General features: G+C 44.3%; 24 protein-coding genes. 5 read left to right on the top strand and 19 right to left on the bottom strand.

Annotated elements, in window-relative coordinates:
- Positions 1 to 187 precede the first annotated feature (187 nt).
- Genes ACFQPF_RS12860 through ACFQPF_RS12850 form a run of 3 tightly spaced genes read right to left on the bottom strand, consistent with a single transcriptional unit; the run spans position 188 to position 2,742 of the window.
- The gene (locus ACFQPF_RS12860) at positions 188 to 1,102 is read right to left on the bottom strand and encodes a metal ABC transporter substrate-binding protein (protein ID WP_379750143.1); all 915 of its coding nucleotides are present in this window, start codon (positions 1,100 to 1,102) and stop codon (positions 188 to 190) included.
- Positions 1,103 to 1,129: 27 nt separating this feature from the next.
- On the bottom strand, positions 1,130 to 1,996 hold the full coding sequence (locus ACFQPF_RS12855) for a metal ABC transporter permease (protein WP_379750138.1): 867 nt from the start codon (positions 1,994 to 1,996) through the stop codon (positions 1,130 to 1,132).
- Positions 1,993 to 2,742 carry a metal ABC transporter ATP-binding protein gene (locus ACFQPF_RS12850; RefSeq protein WP_379750142.1) on the bottom strand — a complete coding sequence of 250 codons (750 nt, stop codon included), beginning with the start codon at positions 2,740 to 2,742 and terminating at the stop codon, positions 1,993 to 1,995. Before ACFQPF_RS12850 ends, ACFQPF_RS12855 begins: the two co-directional genes overlap by 4 nt.
- A gap of 280 nt (positions 2,743 to 3,022) precedes the next feature.
- On the opposite strand from ACFQPF_RS12850, the gene ACFQPF_RS12845 reads away from it, so the two are divergent.
- From ACFQPF_RS12845 to ACFQPF_RS12835, 3 genes are all read left to right on the top strand, one after another.
- Entirely contained in the window at positions 3,023 to 4,291 is a 1,269-nt protein-coding gene (locus tag ACFQPF_RS12845; protein ID WP_379750137.1) for an NCS2 family permease, read from the top strand.
- A gap of 120 nt (positions 4,292 to 4,411) precedes the next feature.
- Positions 4,412 to 4,675 (top strand): DUF2624 family protein, encoded by a 264-nt coding sequence (locus ACFQPF_RS12840; RefSeq protein ID WP_379750136.1) that lies wholly within the window; start codon positions 4,412 to 4,414, stop codon positions 4,673 to 4,675.
- Between the two features lie 321 nt (positions 4,676 to 4,996).
- On the top strand, positions 4,997 to 5,788 hold the full coding sequence (locus tag ACFQPF_RS12835) for a TIGR00266 family protein (RefSeq protein WP_379750135.1): 792 nt from the start codon (positions 4,997 to 4,999) through the stop codon (positions 5,786 to 5,788).
- 171 nt (positions 5,789 to 5,959) lie between these two features.
- On the opposite strand, the gene ACFQPF_RS12830 is transcribed toward ACFQPF_RS12835, so the two are convergent.
- Positions 5,960 to 6,865, bottom strand: coding sequence for a deoxyribonuclease IV (locus ACFQPF_RS12830; protein WP_379750134.1), 906 nt, complete (start codon positions 6,863 to 6,865; stop codon positions 5,960 to 5,962).
- Between the two features lie 24 nt (positions 6,866 to 6,889).
- Complete coding sequence (locus ACFQPF_RS12825) at positions 6,890 to 8,176, bottom strand: DEAD/DEAH box helicase (protein ID WP_379750133.1); 1,287 nt, start codon at positions 8,174 to 8,176, stop codon at positions 6,890 to 6,892.
- Positions 8,177 to 8,456: 280 nt separating this feature from the next.
- Here ACFQPF_RS12825 and vrrA point away from each other — a divergent pair, with 280 nt between their 5' ends.
- The gene (gene vrrA, locus ACFQPF_RS12820; protein ID WP_379750132.1) at positions 8,457 to 9,191 is read left to right on the top strand and encodes a VrrA/YqfQ family protein; all 735 of its coding nucleotides are present in this window, start codon (positions 8,457 to 8,459) and stop codon (positions 9,189 to 9,191) included.
- 117 nt (positions 9,192 to 9,308) lie between these two features.
- Positions 9,309 to 10,253 carry a 4-hydroxy-3-methylbut-2-enyl diphosphate reductase gene (locus tag ACFQPF_RS12815; protein WP_379750131.1) on the top strand — a complete coding sequence of 315 codons (945 nt, stop codon included), beginning with the start codon at positions 9,309 to 9,311 and terminating at the stop codon, positions 10,251 to 10,253.
- Between the two features lie 177 nt (positions 10,254 to 10,430).
- On the opposite strand, the gene ACFQPF_RS12810 is transcribed toward ACFQPF_RS12815, so the two are convergent.
- From ACFQPF_RS12810 to ACFQPF_RS12745, 14 genes are all read right to left on the bottom strand, one after another.
- Entirely contained in the window at positions 10,431 to 11,552 is a 1,122-nt protein-coding gene (locus tag ACFQPF_RS12810; protein WP_379750130.1) for a Nif3-like dinuclear metal center hexameric protein, read from the bottom strand.
- Positions 11,549 to 12,253: a tRNA (adenine(22)-N(1))-methyltransferase gene (locus tag ACFQPF_RS12805; protein WP_379750129.1), complete on the bottom strand. Its 705-nt coding sequence runs from the start codon at positions 12,251 to 12,253 to the stop codon at positions 11,549 to 11,551. Before ACFQPF_RS12805 ends, ACFQPF_RS12810 begins: the two co-directional genes overlap by 4 nt.
- Positions 12,254 to 12,342: 89 nt before the next feature.
- Entirely contained in the window at positions 12,343 to 12,687 is a 345-nt protein-coding gene (cccA, locus tag ACFQPF_RS12800; RefSeq protein WP_379750128.1) for a cytochrome c550, read from the bottom strand.
- 278 nt (positions 12,688 to 12,965) lie between these two features.
- Positions 12,966 to 14,582 carry an AMP-binding protein gene (locus ACFQPF_RS12795; RefSeq protein ID WP_379750127.1) on the bottom strand — a complete coding sequence of 539 codons (1,617 nt, stop codon included), beginning with the start codon at positions 14,580 to 14,582 and terminating at the stop codon, positions 12,966 to 12,968.
- Between the two features lie 151 nt (positions 14,583 to 14,733).
- On the bottom strand, positions 14,734 to 15,873 hold the full coding sequence (locus tag ACFQPF_RS12790) for an acyl-CoA dehydrogenase family protein (protein ID WP_379750126.1): 1,140 nt from the start codon (positions 15,871 to 15,873) through the stop codon (positions 14,734 to 14,736).
- A 250-nt stretch (positions 15,874 to 16,123) separates the two neighbouring features.
- Positions 16,124 to 17,257: an RNA polymerase sigma factor RpoD gene (rpoD, locus tag ACFQPF_RS12785; protein ID WP_379750125.1), complete on the bottom strand. Its 1,134-nt coding sequence runs from the start codon at positions 17,255 to 17,257 to the stop codon at positions 16,124 to 16,126.
- A 42-nt stretch (positions 17,258 to 17,299) separates the two neighbouring features.
- Complete coding sequence (gene dnaG, locus ACFQPF_RS12780; RefSeq protein ID WP_379750141.1) at positions 17,300 to 19,102, bottom strand: DNA primase; 1,803 nt, start codon at positions 19,100 to 19,102, stop codon at positions 17,300 to 17,302.
- A gap of 177 nt (positions 19,103 to 19,279) precedes the next feature.
- Positions 19,280 to 19,783: a YaiI/YqxD family protein gene (locus ACFQPF_RS12775; RefSeq protein ID WP_379750124.1), complete on the bottom strand. Its 504-nt coding sequence runs from the start codon at positions 19,781 to 19,783 to the stop codon at positions 19,280 to 19,282.
- A 280-nt stretch (positions 19,784 to 20,063) separates the two neighbouring features.
- Positions 20,064 to 20,882, bottom strand: a complete 819-nt coding sequence (locus ACFQPF_RS12770) for a pyruvate, water dikinase regulatory protein (protein WP_379750123.1) — start codon at positions 20,880 to 20,882, stop codon at positions 20,064 to 20,066.
- Between the two features lie 17 nt (positions 20,883 to 20,899).
- Entirely contained in the window at positions 20,900 to 21,556 is a 657-nt protein-coding gene (gene ccpN, locus ACFQPF_RS12765) for a transcriptional regulator CcpN (RefSeq protein WP_379750140.1), read from the bottom strand.
- Positions 21,557 to 21,642: 86 nt separating this feature from the next.
- A complete protein-coding gene (recO, locus tag ACFQPF_RS12760) occupies positions 21,643 to 22,389 on the bottom strand; it encodes a DNA repair protein RecO (RefSeq protein ID WP_379750122.1) in 747 nt (248 codons plus the stop codon).
- Positions 22,390 to 22,427: 38 nt separating this feature from the next.
- Complete coding sequence (locus ACFQPF_RS12755) at positions 22,428 to 22,565, bottom strand: YqzL family protein (RefSeq protein ID WP_379750121.1); 138 nt, start codon at positions 22,563 to 22,565, stop codon at positions 22,428 to 22,430.
- A 96-nt stretch (positions 22,566 to 22,661) separates the two neighbouring features.
- On the bottom strand, positions 22,662 to 23,570 hold the full coding sequence (era, locus tag ACFQPF_RS12750) for a GTPase Era (protein WP_379750120.1): 909 nt from the start codon (positions 23,568 to 23,570) through the stop codon (positions 22,662 to 22,664).
- Complete coding sequence (locus tag ACFQPF_RS12745; protein WP_379750119.1) at positions 23,563 to 23,961, bottom strand: cytidine deaminase; 399 nt, start codon at positions 23,959 to 23,961, stop codon at positions 23,563 to 23,565. The genes era and ACFQPF_RS12745 overlap by 8 nt, the downstream gene beginning before the upstream one ends.
- Positions 23,962 to 23,963: the final 2 nt, after the last annotated feature.

Below are 23,963 nucleotides of genomic sequence, written 5' to 3'. Positions count from 1 at the left end.
TCTTGTTGTTGTTCTTCCAAATAAAAAAGCCCCTCTCTAGATAAGATAAGCTCATTATCCTATGGGGCTTTAGTGATTATAAGGTGTGGTTAATTTTACGCTTACAGTGATTTCAATTGTGCTTGCATTTCATGACAGCATGCGAAAAAACGTGCCTCATCCGGCACGTTTTTCCTGTTCAAATATGTTATTGCAGACCATTAATAATGGTTTCATTGTTCCATTTCATCATTTCAATATACGTGTCTCCGTCTTCTCCTTTTTTGCCAAGAGAATCGGTGAACACTTTTCCTTTAATGGGAATCCCCGTTTCTTTAGACACGGTCTCCATGCTTCGAGGATCCACGCTTGTTTCTACGAATAATGCCGGGACCTCTGTACTCCCGATGTAATCGACCACACTTTTGATCTGCTGAGGAGAACCTTGGCTGTCAGAATTAATCTCCCAAATATATCCTGTTTCCATTTGATAAGCTTTGCCGAAATATTTAAAGGCACCTTCACTCGTGATGAGAATACGCTTTTCTTTTGGGATTTTTTCAAGTTCTGCCGCTGTTTTCTCATGCAGCGCATTCAGTTCGTTTATATAGGCCGCTGCATTTTTTTTGTAGTACTCTTTATTGTCCGGATCAACTTCAATTAATCCGTCTCTGATGTTTTCCACGTATTTAATGCCGTTTCGGATATCAAGCCAAGCGTGAGGATCCATCTGCTTTTCAAGTCCTTTGGATTCAAGGTGAATCGCCTCCACTCCTTCACTCACGCGATATACTGGAGCATCATCTCCAGACTTGTTTGCGCTTTTCATAAGCTTATCAAACCAAGAGTTGCCTTCTTCGAGGTTCAAGCCGTTATAGAACACGGCATCTGCATCGGTCGCTTTCATCACATCTTCCGGAAGCGGGTCATATTCGTGCGGATTTGATCCAATAGGTACAAGACTGTGTATCTCCACTTTATCTCCGCCAACATTTTTGACAAGGTCATAAATAATCGAATAGGTGGCAACTACTTCAATTTTCTCATTTTCGCTTTTTTCATTGCTGCAGCCTGAAAGCATCACAGCAGCTGCTAATAGAACAGCGCTTCCCCATTTTTTAATCATCTTGTTACTCCTCCCCTATCTCTCTTATGAAAGTGAAGCCCGATTTTTGCGTGCTTTAAATGATTTCCACAGCAATCCTTGTGATGGTGACAGAAAAAATGCTGCCGCAAAGAAAAATGCAGAAACCAGCACAATCGTAGCCCCTGAAGCCAGATTGTAAGTAAAGCTGAAATAAAGTCCAAGCACAGAAGAGATGACCCCAAATGCTGCTGCCATATAGATCATCACCCATAGCCGGTTTGTCAGCAGATAAGCGGTAGCCGCTGGCGTGATTAGCATCGCAACTACAAGAACGATGCCAACCGTCTGGAGCGAAGCGACCGTGACCATCGTCAAGACCACCATCAAGATATAATGAATCCATTTGTTAGGCAGCCCATAGCTTTGTGCCATAGTCGGATCGAACGTGGACACAAGGAGTTCTTTGTAAAACAGTGTCACTAATACTATCACAAGCAGCCCTATACTGAGCGTCATCACCATATCACTCGACCGAACAGCGAGCACATTTCCAAAAAGGATATGATACAGATCCGCACTGCTCTTCATGAGCGTGATAATAATGATCCCTACAGCAAAAACCGAAGTGAACATGATGCCAATCGCCATATCATGCTTGATTCTGCTGTTCTGGCTTACAAATCCGATGCCGATCGCGGTCAGCACTCCTGTGAGCACAGCACCGAAAAAGAAATTTATACCCAGCATATAGCTGATCGCCACACCGGGTAGCACCGCATGAGAGATGGCATCTCCCATGAGTGCCATACCTCGTAAAATGATGAAGCAGCCGAGAACACCGCAAATAATGCCGACCATTACAGAAGTCCATAACGCTTTTTGAAGAAATTCATATTGAAACAACGCTTCTAAAAAGGCTAAGAAATTCATGTGCAATTCACCTGCCCGCTATTATTTAAAAAAGAGAATTGATTATTGTACGCTTTCGTGATCACATCCGGCCGCAGCACATCGCTGGATGTTCCAAAGTGGATCAGTTCCTGATTCAGCAGGAGCAGATGGTCAAAATACGCCTCTGCTTTACTTAAGTCATGATGCACGACAATAATGGTCTTCCCGTTTTTTTTCAATTCGCGAAGGATGTGGATAATGGTCTCTTCACTCGCCACATCAATTCCCACAAACGGTTCATCCAACAAAAAGAGTTCCGCCTTTTGCGCGAGCGCCCTGGCAAGGAACACTCTTTGCTGCTGCCCACCGGAAAGCTCGCCGATCTGCCTGTTGGCAAACTGCTCCATTCCGACCTTTTCAAGACATTCTGCTGCCCAAGCGCGCTCCGCTTTTCCTGGCCGCCTAAACAGCCCAAGGGTCGGATAGGTGCCAAGAAGCACAACATCAATAACAGTAATAGGAAAATCCCAGTCTATATCACTTCGCTGGGGCACGTAGGCAATTTTTTTCTGTGATTGCTTGAGCGGCTTTCCGTTCACTCTCACCTCTCCCTTATCTTTCGGGATCAGTCCGAGCGCCGCTTTCATTAGTGTTGATTTTCCTGCACCGTTTGGTCCGATAATCCCCACGATGTTTCCATTGCTTACGCTAAAGGTAACGTCTTTTACGACTTGGTTGCCTTGATATGAGACATAAAGCTTCTCAACTTTAATGGCTTCTTCCATCATTATAGCCCCTCTCTTTTCCGTGTCCACGATTATTGCACAAGGGCAACATTAGGTTAAAAAATAAAACAGTTGGTCTAATGTATGCTGCTGAGAGCATAAACGTGACATCAAATGTTTCCTTCGCGCAACTTTTTTATGTTAATCAAATTATATAAGCCGCGTTCAATTTTGTAAATGATTTTTTATAGCCAAATTTCGTTAAGTGATTTATAATCTGATATTGGCGGCTTAAAGCCTGCTGGGTGGGTGAGGGATAAGAAAGAAAAGAAGGGAAAATATGAAAGGCATACGTTTAGACGGGCATTCTTTGAAGCAGGAGATTTTAGCAGGAATCACATCTTTTTTCACGATTTGCTACATTATCATTGTCAATCCGATGATATTGGCGGATGCCGGCATTCCGTATGAAGGTGTTCTGCTTGCGACGATCTTCACTTCGGTTGCCGGATGTCTTATGATGGCTTTTTATGCGAACGCCCCGATTATCTTGACCCCGGGTATGGGAGTCAACGCGTTCTTCACCTACACGATCGTGCAGGGAATGAACCTATCTTGGCAGGAAGCTCTTGCCGCTGTTGTTCTGTCTGGTATTTTCTTTATGATTGCGGCTGCGACAAGAATAAAAGATATCCTCTCCAAAAGCATACCAGAGTCATTGAAGCATAGTATTACGGTGGGTATTGGGCTATTTCTGGCATTCATCGGTCTGCAAAAGGGCGGAATTATTGAGAAAAGCGAGTCCACCTTTGTAAAGCTCGGACATCTGAATGAACCAGACGCCATCCTTACGTTAATTGGACTTGTGCTTATGATGTTTCTATTCTTAAGAAATGTTAAAGGCGGCTTCATTATCGGCATTGCCGCTACAACGGCTTTTGGATACTTGTTCGGCATCGCCAGTCCATCTGGACAGGCTTCTGGCAATTTATCGCTCCAGCCGTTCGGTGAGCTCTTTTTGTCTGCTGATTTTAGCGGGATGCTGCAGCTGCCATTTTGGATTGCCACGTTTTCACTGACGATGATCATCACCTTTGAAAACATGGGTCTGCTGCACGGACTTCTTCCTGATAAAGAAAAGTTTCCAAAAGCTTTTCAAGCAAATGCTGCTTCCTCGGTCGTATCCGGCTTATTCGGAACGAGCCCGACAATTTCTACCGTAGAGAGTGCAGCTGGCATTGCAGAAGGCGGCAGAACGGGTGTAACGAGTCTTGTAGCTGGACTGCTGTTCTTACTGGCGATCTTTACAGCGCCATTCTTGGCTTATATTCCAAATGGCGCCATCGCTCCGGTTCTAATCATTATCGGAGGGTTAATGGTACAGCAGATTCAGCATATTCCGCTCTCAGATTTTTCAGAAGGGTTCCCTGCGTTCTTGATCATAGCGCTTATACCGCTCACATACAGCATCGTGGACGGCTTGGCATTCGGCTTTATCGCTTATCCGCTATTAAAGCTTGCTGCAGGGAAAAGGAAGCAAGTCCCTGTCCCGCTGGTCATCATCGCCGTTTTATTCTTCATTAACTTCGTGTTCCACAGTATGATATAAACGCTTTGAAACCGCTCTTCTCTTGCAGAAGAGCGGTTTTTTATTCATACGCTTCTTAAAATACTAGGCACTTTCCCGCCTGCTTCTTCATAGGCTAATGTGACGGGAGGGAGAATCAAAATGAATCCGATCATGCTTCATTTTGTCAACCAGAAATTAAACAGCATCACTCCACAGGAATTGATTTCGCTTGCTTCCGAATATCAATTTCCGTTAACGTACGCTGAAGCTGAAAAAGTGGTTTCGATACTTAGAAGGCAGAAAATCGACATTACAAACACAGTCCAGCGTCAGCAGATTATCGCCGCTATCGCGAGAGAAGTGAGCCAGGAAAAAGCAAACTATATTCAATACTTGATTCAATCCTACTTAGACAGAAACTGATACGCACAAATGAATCAAGCCGCCATCACAGGCGGCTATTTATTTTCTCATTCTTATCATCCTGTAATGCTCTTTTCACAGAGGTTGCTGCTATAGAATGTTCTGGAGTGCAGAGATAAATCTGTTGGAGTCCATCTGTGCCGAACATCGTGATACTTTACCAATCACCCCTCTGGATAAGCGTGCGCCTGTAACGGAGAGCAACCACTTCTAGAATCCTTAAAGCATCAATAAATACAAAACCATCGCCTCTAAAGATAGCGCAATAGCACCCTATCTTTTACAATAGGATAGAGAGCATATTTTCTGAGGAGGTACATAATGAACAACCACGAAATTGATTACAAAATATTTGGAGATGACATGCAGTTTGTTGAGGTCGAACTTGATCCGGGCGAAACGGTAGTAGCCGAAGCAGGAAGCTTAATGATGATGGAAGACGGCATTGAGATGGAAACAATCTTTGGTGACGGATCAGGAGGATCAGGCGGCGGTTTGATGGGTAAGCTGTTCAGCGCAGGCAAACGGGTGCTTACAGGCGAGAGCTTGTTTATGACAACGTTCACGAACACGTCACCTGAAAAAAGGCATGCTTCATTCGCGTCACCGTATCCAGGTAAGATCATTCCGATGGACTTGAGCGAACATAGAGGAAAAATCATCTGCCAAAAAGATTCCTTTCTAGCTGCCGCTAAAGGAGTTTCTGTAGGCATTGAACTGCAGCGCAAAATTGGAGCCGGCTTCTTTGGCGGAGAAGGTTTCATCATGCAAAAACTTGAAGGTGACGGCATGTGTTTTGTTCATGCAGGAGGTACAATCCACAAAAAGGAACTTTCAGCAGGTGAGCTTCTTCGAGTTGACACAGGCTGTCTTGTCGCGATGACCAGCGGCGTCAATTATAACATCGAGATGGTAAAAGGCGTAAAAACAGCATTGTTCGGTGGTGAAGGTCTGTTCTTTGCCACGCTTCAAGGACCGGGCACCGTCTGGATTCAATCCCTGCCGTTCAGCCGTCTTGCAAGCCGCGTGTTCGCCGCAGCTCCCAGCCGATTAGGTGCAAAAGATGAGGGCAGCCTCGCCAAAGGCATTTTTGATGTATTCAACGGAGACTGATCCTATCAAGAAAACTTGGCTGACGACATGCCTTTAAGTCAGCCTTAATTGCCCTTATCCTTTATTCCTAAGCTTTTTGACTGCGTCGAATTTCTACTCTGCTAAAAAGTTATACTTTATAAAAGTATTATAAAAGGCACATCCGCTAGAAGCCGATGTGCCTTTTGTTCGTTATAAAACAACTGAATCTCCCAGCAGCTTTTGCTGTAATTCAGGATCAAACGTTTTCGCCTTCAGCATGTCAATCTCAAGCTTGTAAGGCGGCTTCTTGCTGTTTTTGTCCGTTCCAACGTAAGGCGTCTCCAAAATTTTCGGAACGCTTTGCAGCTGTGGATGATGAACAATATAGCTGAGAGCTTCAAATCCAATATGGCCAAAGCCGATATTTTCGTGCCTGTCTTTGGAAGCCCCTTTTTCATTCTTGGAATCGTTAATGTGAAGGACCTTCAGCCGATCCAGCCCTACTATTTTATCGAATTGCTCAAGAACGCCGTCAAAGTCGTTAACAATATCATAGCCGCTGTCATGGACGTGGCATGTGTCAAAACAGACCGATAGTTTGTCATTATGCGTGACTCCTGAGATGATCGCGGCGATTTCCTCGAACGAACTGCCGCATTCTGATCCTTTTCCAGCCATCGTCTCGAGCGCGATTTGAACGGATTGCTTATTTGTGAGCACCTCGTTCAGCCCTTCAATGATTTTCTTAATTCCTGTTTCTATTCCCTCACCAACATGTGCACCGGGATGAAGGACGATCTGTCTTGAACCAATCGCCTCAGTGCGCTCAATTTCGCGGCGAAGGAAATCCACACCAAGCTCAAACGTTTCAGGCTTGACTGCATTTCCAATATTAATAATATAAGGCGCGTGAACGATAATATCAGCGATGCCATTTTCCTGCATGTGTCGCTGTCCTGCTTCAATATTCAGCTCTTCAATCGGTTTTCTTCTCGTGTTTTGCGGAGCTCCCGTGTAGACCATGAACGTATTAGCGCCATAAGATAGCGCTTCTTCACTCGCTGCAAGCATCATTTTCTTCCCGCTCATTGACACGTGTGAACCTAGTCTTAGCATTCTATATCCCCCTGTCGAACCCTTTTATTTCTTCTTACGGCTTATTTTTTTCACGATCCGTTTCTTCTCAGCTTCCATCTTCTTTTTATATCCAGGCTTTACCTTTTTCGGTTTTGGAACAAAAACGCCGTCTCCTGCTTTACCTGCGGGCTTTTTGGATGACTTGCGTTTCGTCTCAACCCATTCACCGTTTTTATATTCTTCCTCAGTAAAGGTGATATTTCTCGATTCGAGCTTTTGGATGGCAAACTGATCTGACGGTTCCATGAGTGTAGCGCTGATGCCTGACATACCCGCACGCCCTGTTCTGCCTGAGCGGTGGATATAAAAATCGAGATCCTTCGGCAGCTCATAGTTAATCACATGGCTGACACCCTTAATATCAATGCCTCGTGCAGCAAGATCGGTTGCCACGAGGAACTGAAACTCCACATTTTGTACACGCTTCATAATGTTCTTTCGTGTCCTTGGCTGTACGTCACCATGCAATCTTTCAGCGTTCAATCCGGCAGCAAGCATAGCATCCGCTACCTCATCCGCCATCTTCTTCGTGTTGACGAATACAATAGCAAAGTACGGATTAAAGTCCTTAGCCGCTTTGATCAAATACGAGATTTTATCCTTGTGCTTGACTGGCAGCAGCACATGCTTAATATCACTGGCCGTCGTCTTTGTTGGATCAACATGCACATGACGCGGGTTCTCCATATATTTCTTTAAAAACGGCTGCAGCTTTTCCGGAATCGTTGCGGAGAAGACGAGCATCTGCAAGTTATGTGCCATACGTGAAGCGAGCAAATCAACGTCCTCGATAAAGCCCATGTCGAGCATCTGGTCCGCTTCATCCACAACTAAGATGGAAGAAGTAAAAACGTTTAATTGCTGGTTCGTAATCAAATCTTTTATACGGCCAGGTGTTCCGACAACAAGCTGAGGAACGTTCTTCAGCTTGTCCGCCATTCTTTTTCTGTCTGTTCCGCCGACAATGAGCTTAGCGTTCGGCTGCTTTTCTTCCGGAAGCAGCGAGACAAGCTTGTCCAGCTCCGTGAAGATTTGCTGTGCCAGCTCTCTTGTTGGAGCGGTTATCACGGCTTGCACTTCTTCTTTATCCATATTGATCTTTTCTAAGATCGGCAGCAGGAACGCCATCGTTTTTCCAGAGCCGGTCTGAGACTGTCCGATAATGTCAAAGCCGTTGATAATCGCAGGCACAACACGTTCTTGTATGTCTGTTGGGCTCTTGAACCCGAATTTTTCTAATGCGATTTGCAGATCGCTGTTTATTTTTAGCCGTTCGAAGGCTGATTTCATAATATTCACCTGACTTCATTTATTCTTAAACCCACTTTTAGTATTATAGAGTAACTTTGGCATTTACGCCATTACCGTTCCTTTCATCCTCTATTCCCCGTTTCTTATTTTTCGGCAGCTGTCTATAATTTACTCACCTGCGGGCGTTTTCATCATACACTAACATGAGCTTACTATTTTGAAAGGAGGGTGAATTATGCACCCATTTCCGCCATATCCCCCTTCGCGAAACCACTTTCCCCCTTATCAGCCGCCGCACGGCATGCAGGGGGCTTTCAGGATGCCTCACCACAGCATGCCATCGCACCAAGATCCTTTAAATAGGCTGTTCGGTGCGATTGGTACAGGAGGAATTCCAGCCCGCACCAGCGTATTCTCTATGCTTGACAACGTCCAAAAAGTGCTTAAGGTTGCAGAAACGATGGGGCCGATGGTAAAACAGTACGGTCCAATGATGAGGAATCTGCCTTCAGTCTTAACTATGATAAAAGATTATCAATCCAATTCGGCTACAAAAGATGAACCGGCAGGAACGGCAACAAACGATCCGTCAGATAGCAAGGCAGAGAAAGCACAAGAAGCAGCCGCTCCGGCCGTCGCCGCACAAGAACCTGACAGCGATAAAGTAATCATTGCAGGTCCAGCCGCCAAAAGAAAAGGACAGAAAAAAACGAAGGCTCCGGCAGACGCTTTATCCGTTGAAACGGCTGAAGCTACATCACTTGAGGAGCCAGGCGAACTTCCTTCTTTCAAAAAAAGCAAGTTGTCTCTAAACGGCCAATCGCCTTCGTTATTTAAAAAGGCGAAACGTGAAGATGTTCCGATTCTCTCCCCCACAGCCCAAGACATGACTGCCCTGGAGTCTAAAAAAGATTCCCCGGTCAGCAGCATAGCGGACATTCCCGTGATCAAACGCAGGAAGCCAGCAAAAAATGAAAATAGTCAAAAAAATGTTCCATCTCGTCCAAACGCTGCCGCTTCAAAAGGATTATCTCAGCCAAAGCTTTATATTTGAAATAGCGCTTATTTGAGTAAATGTCTACTCTCCTTTATAATATAAATAGAAAAGAAAATCTCCTAAGACAGCAGCTTCCTATGCTGTCTTTAAATTTTCTAAAAGGGAGAGATACAAATGGATGTATTGAAGATTTCACCGAGAGGCTATTGCTATGGCGTAGTCGATGCGATGGTCCTTGCCCGTCAGGCCGCAAAAAACCCTGACCTGCCAAGACCTATATATATTCTTGGAATGATTGTTCACAACAAGCATGTTACCGATGCGTTTGAAGAAGAAGGCGTCATCACATTAGACGGTTCAAGCCGTCTGGACATCATTAGGGAGATTGAAAGCGGGACGGTGATTTATACCGCTCACGGCGTTTCGCCTGATGTACGCCGTATTGCTCATGAAAAAGGCCTTCATGAGATTGATGCGACTTGTCCTGATGTGACCAAAACACACGATCTTATCCGAGAAAAAGAAAAAGAAGGATATGAAGTGATTTATATCGGAAAAAAGGGTCATCCTGAGCCAGAAGGAGCGATTGGAATCGCGCCGCATATTGTTCATTTAATCGAATCACCTCAGGACATTGAGCCGCTCAACTTGCAGACAGAAAAAATTCTGATCACAAACCAAACAACCATGAGTCAGTGGGACGTAGCCGAAATCATTAAACAGCTGCTTGTAAAGTATCCTCATGCAGAGGTTCACAAGGAAATCTGTCTGGCTACACAAGTCCGCCAGGAAGCCGTTGCCGAACAGGCAAGCGAGTGCGACCTTGTTCTTGTTGTCGGTGACCCAAGAAGCAACAATTCCAACAGGCTTGCCCAAGTTTCTGAGGAAATTGCAGGTACACCGGCCTACCGTATCGCTGATGTTTCTGAAATTCAGCTAGAATGGCTTCAAGGTGTGAACAAAGTTGGCGTCACCTCTGGTGCATCAACACCAACACCCATCACGAAAGAAGTCATCGATTTCCTGCAAAAGTTCGACCACTCCGTACCTGAAACGTGGGTACGTGAACGAAAAGTGGCGTTGGACCGCATCCTTCCAAAGGTAAAAGCAAAACCGTAATAAGAAGATATAGGTGATTTATGCTTTTTAGTCAGTCTTACTTGCACTTATATTTAGAACGTTAACTTTTTGCCACGTCGATTACCATCTTGTAAAAAAGTTATCATTTTTTAAAGTGAATCAAAAGATAAACGCGGCAGTCAGCGAAGGCAGACTGCCGCGTTTATTTTTAGTTACTTATAGGAAGGTAAAAGGATCTGTATGAATGTTGGATAGTATTACCTCTGTTGTATAATGGTCTTTTTTTAGTTCTGTTTCAAAGAGTTCTTTAAGACCTGATTTCATGATTTTTTCGATATTATGGCCTGCATCAATAATACTTAAGCCGGATTCTTGTGCATCATGAGCGTTATGATAGTAGATATCACCTGAGATCAGTACATCCGCTCCCTTCGCTAGAGCTGCACTAATAAACTTGTTTCCATCTCCTCCAACGACTGCCACCTTTGAAATCATGCGGTTATGCCCTTTTACAGCACGGACTGCCTGCAATCCGAACGTTTGTTTAACATACTGTGAGAGTTCTTCTAAATCCATCGGTTTTGGCAGCAACCCGATCCTGCCGATTCCGAGCGGCTCTCCGCTGTTTTTCAAAGGATAAAGATCATAGGCGACTTCTTCATATGGATGTGCTTTTATCATAGCCGTTACCGCTTTGTTTTGCAGCGCAGTGGGCAGTATCGTTTCCATTTTTACTTCTTTTACTTTTTCAAGCTTGCCTTTGTTTCCAATGAAAGGCGTTGAACCTTCTAAAGGCTTGAACGTGCCCGTCCCTTCTGTCGAGAACGAGCAATGGCTATACTGTCCGATATGCCCTGCTCCAGAGTTACCAAGAGCTTCTCGTACGTTTTCCGCATGTGTGATCGGAACAAACACTGCCAGCTTCATAAGCTCTTCTGAACGAGTCTGCTGAAGAATATCTCTGTTTTCAAGCTGCAACGCATCTGCGAGCCAGTCGTTCACACCGCCTTTGGCAACATCAAGGTTTGTATGTGCTGCATAAACTGTAATCTCGTGCTGCAGCAGCTTCTGGATCGTTCTTCCTTTAGCGGTAGACGTGTCGATCCTTTTTAAGGGTACATAAATGAACGGATGATGAGCGATGATTAAATCCACATGGTTTTCAATCGCCTCATCCACTACTTCCTCCAGGACGTCCAGAGCGATCATGATCTTCGCCGTTTTTTTATGAAGCGAGCCCACCTGCAGTCCGATCGGGTCACCGTCATAGGCATAACGCTTAGGTGCCAATGATTCTAGAATCGAGATGCAGTACTGGGCACTCGCTAACTTCGTCATGATAAAATCTCCTCCGCCAACGATATTTTATATTGAAGATCTTTTTTTCTTTGTTCCGTTTCAGGTGATTCGCTGTTATTCATCTGACTGAGTATATTATTCCACTGTTTCTTTTCTCCAGACCATTTCTCTTGGAACACGTCACTCTTTTCTTTTAGCAAATAAGGTCCGAACAGCAATTCCTTTTCTTTTCCTTGCACAGAATAAGGGCTGGTTCCTGCTTTTTCAGCGACAAGAACCTCGTAAATCTTTCCATCTTCTTTTAATATCTCTTCAGCAGTCAGCACCCAGTCCTCTTTTTCTAGCCACTCTCGCACCCACTTGGCGGCTACATTCGGCTGCAATATGAGCTTTGAAACACCTTCTAACTTATCTTTTCCTTTTTCGAGAATGGAAGCAATTAAGATGCCTCCCATCCCGCAAATCGTGACAGCATCTACTTCTCCAGGAGCGATCACCTCTAAGCCGTCTCCTTTTCGGACATTGATAACATGTTCCATCTGAAGGCTTTTTACTTGTTCTTGTGCCGACTGTAGCGGTCCATCTGTTACTTCTCCTGCGACCGCGAATGAAATTTTATTTTGAACAGCCAGATAGCAAGGCAGATAAGCATGGTCTGACCCAATATCGGCAACCTTCATTCCGTTTTCCACATGGTTTGCTACCGCTGTCAGTCTTCGTGATAAGTTTTGTTCGTTCAAGGGGCAACCTCCATCATCTTTATCGAATCTATTTTAACCCATTTAAATGAAAAAAGCCTCTTGCAGACTCACAAGACGCTTTTTGCACATTATTTTTTCTCAGCAAGCCAATCAGTGATGATTTTAGCCTCTTCGCCTTTTACCACACCTGCAGGCATTCCTGAACCTTTACCGTTGCGGATAATGTCAGCGATTTGAGCTTTGTCATACTTTCCGCCGATCTTGTCAAGAGCTGGTCCTGCTCCACCTTCGAGGTTTTGCCCGTGGCAAGATGAACAGTTCTGTTTAAAGATCGCCTCAGGGTCCATCGCTGCCTGTTCTTTATCCTTTTTCGCTTGATCCGCGTTATGGATTCCGATGGATGACATCGTAATGATCAAAATGATTCCAATCACACCGATAATCGAAAATGGCAAAAGTGGATTACGTTTCATGAAATGACTTCCTCCTTCTTCTGTTCCCGCATTTGTTGTCTCATTTACAAACATTATGTAAGTGCTAACAATCCATTTCCTATTTTACTTTAAAAAAAGTGGGAAGAAAAGGGGGAACTAAACTTTTCGTGATTTATTCCTATTCAGTGCCATCAAATCCTGTAATCGATTCCCTTCCCATCACAACAGAGATTGTCCCCCTCTACACGTAAAGCGAGGTTTGCATTTTCGGAAAGCGGAAACGTGAGAAAAACCGCACATTAAGCGCGGTTTCCCATTCAAGCGTTCTGTCTGGCGGAAAAGTTTTGGATGGCTTGCTCTCTCAGCTTATATTTCTGGATTTTCCCTGATGCGGTCATCGGATACTCGTCTACGAACAGAATATGTTCAGGAATTTTGTGTCGTGCGATTTTCCCTCGGCAATAGCTGATCAATTCATCCGGACTGAGCATCATGCCCTCTTTAAGCATAATAGCAGCCGCAACCCGCTCTCCATACTTTTCGTCTGGCACACCGATCACTTGCACGTCCAAGATAGCCGGATGAGAGTAAAGAAACTCTTCTACCTCCCTAGGATAGACGTTCTCCCCGCCTCTGATAATCATGTCCTTCAATCGGCCAGTAATCTTGATATAGCCTTCCTCATCTATGGTTGCAAGGTCTCCAGTATGCAGCCAGCCATCCTGATCAATCGCCTCATTTGTCGAATCAGGCATATTATAATAGCCTTTCATAACATGATAGCCTCTCGTACACAGCTCACCTTGCGTGTTCGGACCGGCCTCTTCTCCCGTTATTGGATCAATGATCTTCACTTCCACATGCGGGTGCTTTCTGCCAACTGTTTCTACTTTTCGTTCTATCGTATCTTTCGTGGTGGTCTGTGTGATGACTGGGGAAGATTCGGTCTGTCCATAGGCAATGGTCACTTCACCCATCCCCATATCGCTGATCACTTTCTTCATCACCTCGATCGGGCATGGCGAGCCTGCCATTATGCCCGTTCGAAGTGTCGAGAGCTCAAACTCTGAAAATCTAGGGTGATTCAATTCAGCGATAAACATCGTCGGCACACCGTGAAGGGCGGTGCATTTTTCGCGTTCGACCGTCTCTAGTACCTCCAGCGGATCAAACTCAACGAGAGGGACCATCACGGCACCGACAGAAACAGCAGCTAAAACACCAAGAACACATCCAAAGCAATGGAAAAATGGAACAGGTATGCACAATCGGTCTTTATCTGAAAGATTCATCGCTTCAGCAATCTGCCGTGCATTGTTCACGATGTTACGGTGTGTCAGCATGACCCCCTTCGGAAAGCCTGTGGTGCCTGACGTATACTGCATATTAATAACATCATGACATGTAAGCGATTTTTCCCGTCGTTCCAACTCATCATCACTCACGCGTTCACCTGCAGCAAGGACTTCCTGCCAGCTGGAGTATGGGGAATCCATAAAATTCAATCCGACGTAATGCTCAAGCTTCGGAAATCGGTTTTTGTTTATACGCAACTCGTCGATGATGCCTTTATATGAGGTGCCGCGAAACGACTCAATAAAAAATAGAGCTTTCGAATCAGATTGCTTTAATAAATATTCCAATTCTGCGCTTTGATAATTCGTGTTCACTGTTACAAGCACAGCACCTGCTCTAGCCGATGCAAATTGAAGAATCAGCCATTCTGGAACGTTCGTCGCCCATACCGCAATGTGATCGCCTTTTTCAATCCCCATCGCTATGAGGCCCTTTGCGGCCTTTTCTGTTAGATTCCAAAACTCTTCATACGTCCATCTTATCCCGAGTGAGCTGTATATGACCGCATCTTGTCTACTGAACTTCTCTGCCTGCAGCCGCAGGCAGTCACCTACCGTCAAATCCATCAAATCCGCCAAAAACGACACCTCCATCATTTTTTACACGATATGAAAGTTTAACTTTTTTCATAGGAGTTTACTCGAGGTGGCTAAAAAGTGAACGTCCATAGCAGGAATGCAACCAAGGCTGACGAGAAAGGTTTGATGTCAGCCTGGTTTTCTATAGAATTTAACAGCCTATCTCCCTTGCGATAACAATGCGCTGAACCTCAGACGTACCTTCACCTATTTCAAGCAGCTTCGCATCTCTAAAATAACGCTCGACGTGGTAGTCTCTCATATAGCCGTTCCCACCGTGAATCTGTACAGATTCAGAGCAGATCTGCATGCACGCTTCGGAAGCGTAAAGCTTTGCCATTGACGCTTCTTTTGAGAATTTCTTGCCTTGATCCTTCAGCCATGCCGCCTTATACACCATCAGACGGGCAAGCTCAATCTTCATTGCCATGTCTGCAAGCTTAAACTGAATGGCTTGAAACTTGGATATGGAACGACCGAATTGTTTGCGTTCATGTGAATATGCCAGCGCCTTTTCATAAGCCGCCTGTGCAATCCCAACAGCCATAGCGCCGATTCCGATTCGCCCGCCATCAAGGGTGACGAGAAACTGCTTGAATCCCTCCCCTTTTTTTCCAAGCAAGTTTTCTGATGGTACGGTTACATCCTCTAAGACTAGCTCTGTTGTATTTGAAGAATGCAGACCCATTTTTTCATAGTTGTCGATTACTTTGAAACCAGGTGCATCAGTAGGAACGATGATGGCCGATATCTCTTTGTCTTGGCCATTTTTCGCTGTAACTGCGGTAAGTGCTAGATGCTTGGCATAGCTCGCATTCGTGATATAACACTTGTTTCCATTAATCATCCATTGGCCTTCTCGTTCAATCGCAGTTGTTTCCGTACCTCCCGCGTCAGAGCCCGCTCCCGGTTCAGTCAAACCGAATGCACCCATAGACTCTCCGGAACAGATCGGCACAAGATATTTCTCTTTTTGCTCATTTGTTCCAAATAAGTTAATCGGAGCCCCTCCAAGTGAGACGTGCGCCGAATACGTGATCCCCGTTGACCCGCATGCACGGCTTAACTCCTCTACAGCAATGGCAAAGCTGATCGTATCTGCCCCGCCCCCGCCATATTCCTCAGGAAAAGGGAGTCCCATCATGCCAAGTTTAGATAGCTTTTGAAAGATTTCAACAGGAAAACGTTTTTCTTTATCTCTCTGTTCAGCACCTGGTGCTACTTCTTCTTCAGCAAACTCCCGCATCATCTTTTGGATCATGGTTTGCTCTTCCGTTAAAGTAAAGTTCATTGCTGCTCCCACCTTTTTTTGCTTCAATTTTGTATACGCTTTCATTTTCAATTATAGATACAGAGAGACAGTTTTTACAAGATTAAAACTATTTAATCGTTTCTGACTTCTTTTAAGCTATTGTCTTATGATATATTTGTTTTAACATCAAACATTTCTCTATTTGCATTAAAAATGGATAATAAGTAAAATAAAGTAAAATATGCGAATGAAAAAAGCCTGCCAATGGCAGGCAGGCATCGTTCACATTCTATTCTAAGAAATCTTTCAGTCTCTTGCTACGGCTTGGGTGACGAAGTTTGCGAAGTGCTTTGGCTTCGATCTGACGAATACGTTCGCGAGTCACACCGAACACTTTTCCAACTTCCTCAAGTGTACGAGTACGGCCATCATCAAGCCCGAAACGCAGTCGAAGAACATTTTCTTCACGATCTGTCAGTGTATCTAGTACATCTTCCAGCTGTTCTTTAAGAAGCTCATAAGCTGCTGCTTCAGACGGAGCCAGCGCATCCTGATCTTCAATAAAATCACCGAGGTGCGAATCATCTTCCTCACCGATTGGTGTCTCAAGTGATACAGGCTCTTGTGCGATCTTTAAGATTTCACGCACTTTATCTGGAGTTAATTCCATTTCCGCCCCAATTTCTTCTGGAGAAGGCTCTCTCCCCAAATCTTGGAGAAGCTGGCGCTGAACACGAATCAACTTGTTAATGGTCTCAACCATGTGTACAGGTATACGAATAGTACGTGCTTGATCCGCAATCGCACGGGTGATCGCCTGGCGGATCCACCACGTAGCATAAGTGCTGAACTTAAAGCCTTTGCGGTAATCGAACTTTTCTACAGCTTTAATCAATCCCATATTTCCTTCTTGGATCAAGTCAAGAAACAGCATGCCTCGTCCGACATAACGTTTCGCGATGCTGACAACTAGACGAAGGTTGGCTTCAGCAAGCCTTCTTTTGGCTTCTTCATCGCCGTCTTCAATACGGTTAGCCAGCTCAATCTCTTCTTCAGCAGATAACAGGTCAACGCGCCCGATTTCCTTTAAATACATGCGGACAGGATCATTAATTTTTACGCCTGGCGGCACACTTAAATCGTTTAAATCAAACTCTTCTTCCTCTTTGCCGATAACAAATTTCGGATCTTCATCCTCGTCCTCATCTGTATCTGTCTCGTCACTTACCTCTACCCCTTGTTCCTCAAGATAATGGTAGAATTCATCCATCTGTTCGGAATCCTGTTCAAACGGGGCAAGTTTGTTCGTAATTTCTTTAAACGTTAATCCGCCTCTTTTTTTACCTGCTTCTACTAATTGTTCTTTAACTTGATCGATGGTTAATTCGCCTTCCGCCTGCTGACGGTTTGGTTTTTCAGCCATTCGATCCCCTCCTTCCACTGCATCGCACAATGCCGAAACGCTCTATAGTAATTTTTTTAGTTCAAGTATTTCTACCGCAATCCTGGCAGCTAAAGCCCAATCTTGCTGCCGCTCTGCTTCTTTTCTCGTGTTTTCCTTTTCCTGCATCTTCAAGAACAGAGGATAAGAAGATACTCTCTTAATATAATCGTAAAAAGCCTGATCACTCATTTCATCACTGATCGTGAGCATAGCAAGCTCTGTTGCGATTTTCTTGAGCCTATCATCCTCCACTCGCTGCAGAAACAATCCTACGTCTGGAGGATGCCCTTCTTCATAAAAAGCATATAGGTAGGCTGCTAATGCCTGATGCTCCTCGAGGTTGAATCCCTCTTCGAGCTCCTCTTGAATTCTTTGGGCATAATCCGCACTTTTGAGCATGTATGCAAGCAGCATACGCTCAGCATTATGGTATTTTGGCAGCAGCGGTTTCTGTAAAAGCGGTTGTACTTTAAATTTATTATCCCTGTTTTTAGGGCTGCTATCCTGCTGCTTTTGAAACTGGCGCTGCGTTTGTCCATGCTGCTGTTTTAGTGCATCAAGAGATAGGTTAAATTCAGATGCTATCTGACGGAGATAATGATCCCGTTCTACCGCTTTTGGCAGCTGGGAAATCTCCTTGATTATTTCTTCGATATAGAGCATCCGTTCTCCTTCATCCTGGAGATTTTTGCCCCTTCTATAATATCGAATTTTAAAGCCCATCACGGTCATGCTCGCCCCTATTATATCCGTGACAAATTTGTCAGAGCCATACTCACGAATATAGTCATCAGGATCCATTCCATCCGGCATTTGCGCAATTTTCACCGTGCAGCCTGCTTTCTGGAGAATTTGTGACGCACGAAACGCTGCTTCCACCCCAGCCCTGTCCGAATCGTAACAGATTGTGACCGTTTGAGCATTTCTCTTCAATATGACCGCCTGTTCCTCGGTCAGAGATGTGCCTAATGTCGCTACTCCGTTGTTCACCCCTGCCCGAAAAGCGGCGATCGCATCCACATAGCCTTCAAACACTACAGCATGCTGAGCTTTTCTAATTTCGGGCCTAGCTGCGTGCAGGTTATAAAGATTTTTCCCTTTTTGAAAAATCTTTGTTTCAGGACTATTTAAATACTTTGGCTCACCTTCACCGAGCACCCTGCCTCCAAATGCGATGACGGTTCCATTTCGGTCATGGATCGGAAACATAATGCGATTCCGAAATCTGTCAAAGTATTTTCCATCGAACTGCCTTTTTGCCAAAAGGCCTGACTGCTCTGCCAGATGGACGGGCATGCTGCGTTTGGTGAGGAAACTTACCGCTGTATCCCAAGCAGGGGGAGCGTAGCCGATCTGAAACCGGTTGATCACATCTTCTGTAAAGCCCCGATTCAACAAATAGTCCATTGCCTTCTTGCCGTGTTCAGTGTTCATGAGAAGATGATGATAAAGCTTCGACAGCAGCTCATGAATCACCATCATCTCTTTTTTCTCGTCCTTTTGTGTGTTGTTTTCAAACCGGCTGCCTGTTTGAGGCAGTTCAATCCCTGTTTTCGCTGCAAGCTGGGAAACAGCCTCGATAAATGTATACCCTTCTATGTTCATTAGAAACGAGTAAACGTTTCCTCCAGAGCCGCAACCGAAGCAATGATAGATTTGTTTATCTGGTGATACAGAGAAGGAAGGCGATTTTTCACCATGAAAAGGGCAAAGACCGAAATAGTTCCGTCCTTGTTTTTTTAATGCAACGTATTCGCTTACGACATCTACGATATCATTCGTTGTCCTTATTTGTTCAATCAGTTCATCAGGTATTCGTTCCATCGTTCTCACCGCTAACCGCTGATACGTCTTTTTTGCACCATAAGAAGGTATAACTTCTTGCAAAGAGGAATACTCTCCGTCGCAAAAAGTTAACGTTTTCCATATATGTGCAACTAAGGCTGACCTAAGGCATGGCGTCAGCCAAGTTTTCTTTAACAGCTTATAAGAATTCGTCTTTTAAGAGCCAATTCCTTGTTCATTCGACAATATTTTTTTCAAAGATAATATAAAGCGCTGCAAATCCTCTTCTGTAAATCGTGCCGGTCCTTTTGTTCTGCCTCCAGCTTTCCTAGCTTTTGCAGAAAGATAGCGGTCTTGCAGCAAGGTGTCGATATTAAATTCCGTATATCTTTTCCCGCGTGGCGAAACGACGTGTACACCTTTAGGAAGCAGCAGGCTTGCCAGTCCGTAATCCTGGGTTATGACAATGTCACCACGACTTGAATGATTGATAATGTACATATCTGCTTCTTCCTTAACAGCATCAACAAATATCCAATTCCCCCCCAGTCGCTCAGATCCTGAATGAGCAATCGATGCGACGAATATTGATTCGATAGGATGGTGTGAACTGATTTCCAAAACGGCCTTTTTCACGGAAACTGGGCAAGCATCGGCATCTATTAACATACGTTTAGGAATTATTTTAGTCATAATGTTAAGTTCTGCATGTATCTTCATAATCCTTCATTGCGTGATAAATGTCAGGTTAAATCGTATTTCGCTATCTTTTATCCTAATAAACCCTATTTTAGGACAAATTCCGCACTTTTAATCACAATAGTATATTATAAGCAATCAATCGTCAGAACACCAGCAAAAACTATAGAGATGAAGTAGACTTACTTTTCTGACCATTCCTTGCGTTTTTGGCTTGTTTAGAATTGTTGCAAGTGATAGATAAGAGTTATAGCTCATAATTTCCTTTAGGTGAAATAAAAAAGCGCGGAAATCTCCGCACTTATTTGTAAGACTTGCCTTGATATAAATTGTAGATGAGGTTGGCTGATTCTTCTACCGCTTTGTTGGAGACATCCACAACACGACAGCCGATTCGGTCAATGATTTTATTAAAATAATCCAATTCCTGCTTAATGCGGCTTATGTTTGCATAATTGGCTTCAGAATTAAGACCTAGAGCCTTCAGTCTTTCAATTCGGATATCATTCAGCTTTTCCGGCGTAATTCTTAGTCCAAAACAGCGGTTGGCTGAAACGGTAAAGAGTTCCTCTGGCGGTTCCACCTCTGGCACGATAGGCACGTTCGCTACTTTGAGGCGTTTATGGGCCAAGTATTGTGACAGTGGTGTTTTCGAGGTGCGTGATACACCGATTAAAATCACATCTGCTTTTAAAATTCCTCTAGGGTCACGGCCGTCGTCATATTTAACAGCAAATTCAATCGCTTCCACTTTTCTGAAATAATCATCATCAAGCTTATGTACCACTCCAGGTTCGTAGCGGGGCGTCTGTTTAAGGCGCTGCTGCAGCTGCGTCATCATCGGTCCCATGATATCCACTGCCGAAACACCGGCTTCTGCTGCCCTTTTCTCCAAATGCTCTTTCATCGACGGAATAACCAGTGTATAAGCAATAATACCGCTGCATTCTGAAGCGAGTGAAATGACTTCTTCAATTGTCTGCGCATCTTCCACATATGGTACACGCTTTATTTCTATACCTGCAGAATTAAATTGGCTCGCGGCCGCTTTTACAACAAGTTCCGCCGTTTCACCTACTGAATCCGAAACGACGTAAACTACGGGTCTATCAGATGCCATAATAGCCTCCTTCTTCATCAAATGATCTCATCTCTTGCCAGTTCAACGAATGCTTTTGTAATGTTTGTCTTCGTGATCCTGCCGATCACTTCAAGCCCCTGTCCATCTTCTGCATGCTTTACGACAGGCAGACCGTCAATCTGCTTATCTATCAGCTTATGGGCGACTTCAAGCAAATAATCCTCCTTGAAGCAAACGGTAATGTTCGGCATTCTCGTCATGATAATATTAATGGGAATGGAGTTCATGTCCTGTTTTCCCATGCTAGCACGCAGAAGATCCTTTCGTGATACAACCCCAGCCAGCTGCCCAAGCTTGTTGCTGATATAGAGAGTGCCGACATCTTCAAGAAACATCGTGACAATCGCTTCATATACCGTTGCGGACTCATGAATCACGACAGGCATAGAACTATATTCTCCTACCTTGATCTTTTTAACTTTCTCCGTCAAGAGCTGAGACCCTGTCTTTCCCGTATAAAAATAGCCGACTCTCGGTCTCGCGTCAAGATATCCAGCCATGGTTAAAATGGCCAGATCGGGACGCAGCGTCGCCCGAGTAAGCTCCAGCTTATCAGCAATCTGCTCGCCCGTAATCGGACCATGATCCTTTACGATGCTTAATATTTTTTGCTGCCTCTTATTGAGTTCTATCGTTAACACCACCCTATGCATTTTCAATGTGTTATACTCTTTTGAAATATTATAACCTATTTACCTCATGAAAGGTAAAAAAATAAACCTGCCGATAATCAGACAGGTTATAAATCGAGTTTGTTGAGCTGAGATAAAAACTTTTTAGACTTTAAATAGACACCCAAGTATTCGTCCATATATGCATCCATTACGGTTCTCAGCTCATTCTTCGTTTCTTTTTTTACAGAAACATTGCCAAGTCTCTGGATATCCAGCGTAGAGAAAAGATACAGTATTTTAGCTGCGCCTGTTGAAAGATTGAGGCAATACGGATCATGGCGGCGGCACCTTTCGCAAAGAAACCCGCCCTCCCTTACAGAAAAAGAAAAGTTCCCTTCCTGAGCACCGCATGACGCGCATTGAGAGACTTGAGGTTTCACACCGGCCGTCAAAAGCATTTTCATTTCAAACAAGAGGGTGATGATCTCAGGATCGGTCCCTTCATCAATAAGACGCAGCGACTGGTAGACATGTTCAAATAAATAAGGATTTCGTTTATTTTCCTCAGCTGTTTTATCAAGCAGTTCGCAGATATAGGCACAGTATGATGTTTTTACTAAATCCTCCCTGATGGAGCGAAAACTGCTGAGGACTTCACCTTGATTCAGCGTGCCTAGCCCGCTGCCTTTTTGGATCACATACATTCCATATGTAAAAAGCTGCACGACAGAAGAGAGGCGGCTTTTTGTTTTCTTCGCCCCTCTCGCCATCACACCTATTTTTCCTGCTTCTCTTGTAAATAGCGTTACGATACTATTTGACTCGCCGTACGGGATCGTTTTAATAACGATTCCTTCTGCTTTAATGATCAACCATCTCACTCCCATCCAAACGCGGATGAGGCCCCCTATTATTGCAAAGGCAGATCCTCAGCTTTATCTTCCATAAAGCTGAACGAAAATTCGCCTTCACTCTCGAGCTCTTTAAACAACAAATAGGTATCAATATTACCTGTCTCACAAAACACTTTCCAGGTAAAATCCTTCATGGACTATCCACACCCTTCTATATTGTTTGTTTCACTCTGTTACATATAGGTTGCCGTAACTCCTGTTTTATCATACGATGGAAATTTTCCCATTTCTTAGTACTCGTCTTGACTGAACCCGAGCTCTTTCAGCTGCTTTTGTTTATTGCGCCAGTCGCTCTGCACCTTGACGAAAAGTTCAAGAAACACTTTCGTTCCTAACAGCGTCTCAATATCTTTTCTCGCTCTCTGACCGATTTCTTTCAGCATCTTTCCGCCTTTTCCAATCACGATTCCTTTTTGAGAATCACGTTCTACAATCACCGCAGCCTGAACGTAGACAGCGCGGCCGCCTTCCCGTTCTTTCATCTGTTCAATCACGACCGCGATGGAATGCGGCACTTCTTCACGAGTCAAGTGAAGCGCTTTTTCTCTTATGAGCTCTGCCGTAATAAACCGTTCAGGATGATCTGTGACTTGGTCCTCTGGATAATATTGAGGACCTTCTTCCATGTATGCAAGAATTTGGTCCATGAGTGTATTCACATTGTTTCCTTTAAGGGCGGAAATGGGAACCACTTCCGCGACGTTCACCTTCTTCCGGTACTCATCGATAAGCGGAAGAAGCTTGTCCGGATGAACGAGATCAATCTTGTTCACCACGAGAAAAATGGGACTCGTCACATTTTCGAGACGGTCGATAATGAACTGGTCCCCTCGGCCATATCCTTCATCAGCGTTAATGACAAAAAGGATCAGATCAACTTCGTTCAGAGTCTGCTGAGCGATTTTCGTCATAAAATCACCAAGCTTATGCTTAGGCTTATGGATGCCTGGTGTATCAATGAAAATCACTTGCGCATCATTTCTCGTATAGACAGCTTGAATTTTATTTCTAGTCGTCTGTGGCTTATCGCTCATGATCGCAATCTTTTGGCCGATCACTTTGTTCAACAGCGTTGATTTGCCCACATTCGGCCTGCCGATAATCGTGACAAAGCCAGATTTGTAGTTCTCTTTAATCATTTAAATCCTCCGCTGAAAAAGCTCCAGGAAGCAATTCTTTCACTAAGATTTCCTGTACATCGCCCTTTAAGTTTGTTAAGTATACCGTCATGTCCGGAGGGCAAAGCTCGGATATAACTTGCCGGCATGCACCGCATGGTGGGACAGGCCTTTTCGTATCGGCTACAACGGCCATCGCTTTGAATGATTTGTCGCCCTCTGAATACGCTTTAAAAAGTGCTGTTCGTTCTGCACAGTTACAAAGGCTGTATGAAGCATTTTCGATGTTAGAACCGATATACACTTTATCGTCTTCCGTTAAAAGGGCAGCGCCCACCTTAAATTTTGAATACGGGACGTAAGCAAGCTCACGCGCGCGTTTAGCTTCTTCCATTAATTGATTTTTATCCATAT

It is taken from the genome of Fictibacillus iocasae, from assembly GCF_042665465.1.
Classification (GTDB): domain Bacteria; phylum Bacillota; class Bacilli; order Bacillales; family Fictibacillaceae; genus Fictibacillus; species Fictibacillus iocasae.
The sequence above is the reverse complement of the archived record's forward strand: the minus strand, read 5'-3'. Positions and strand labels throughout refer to the sequence as shown.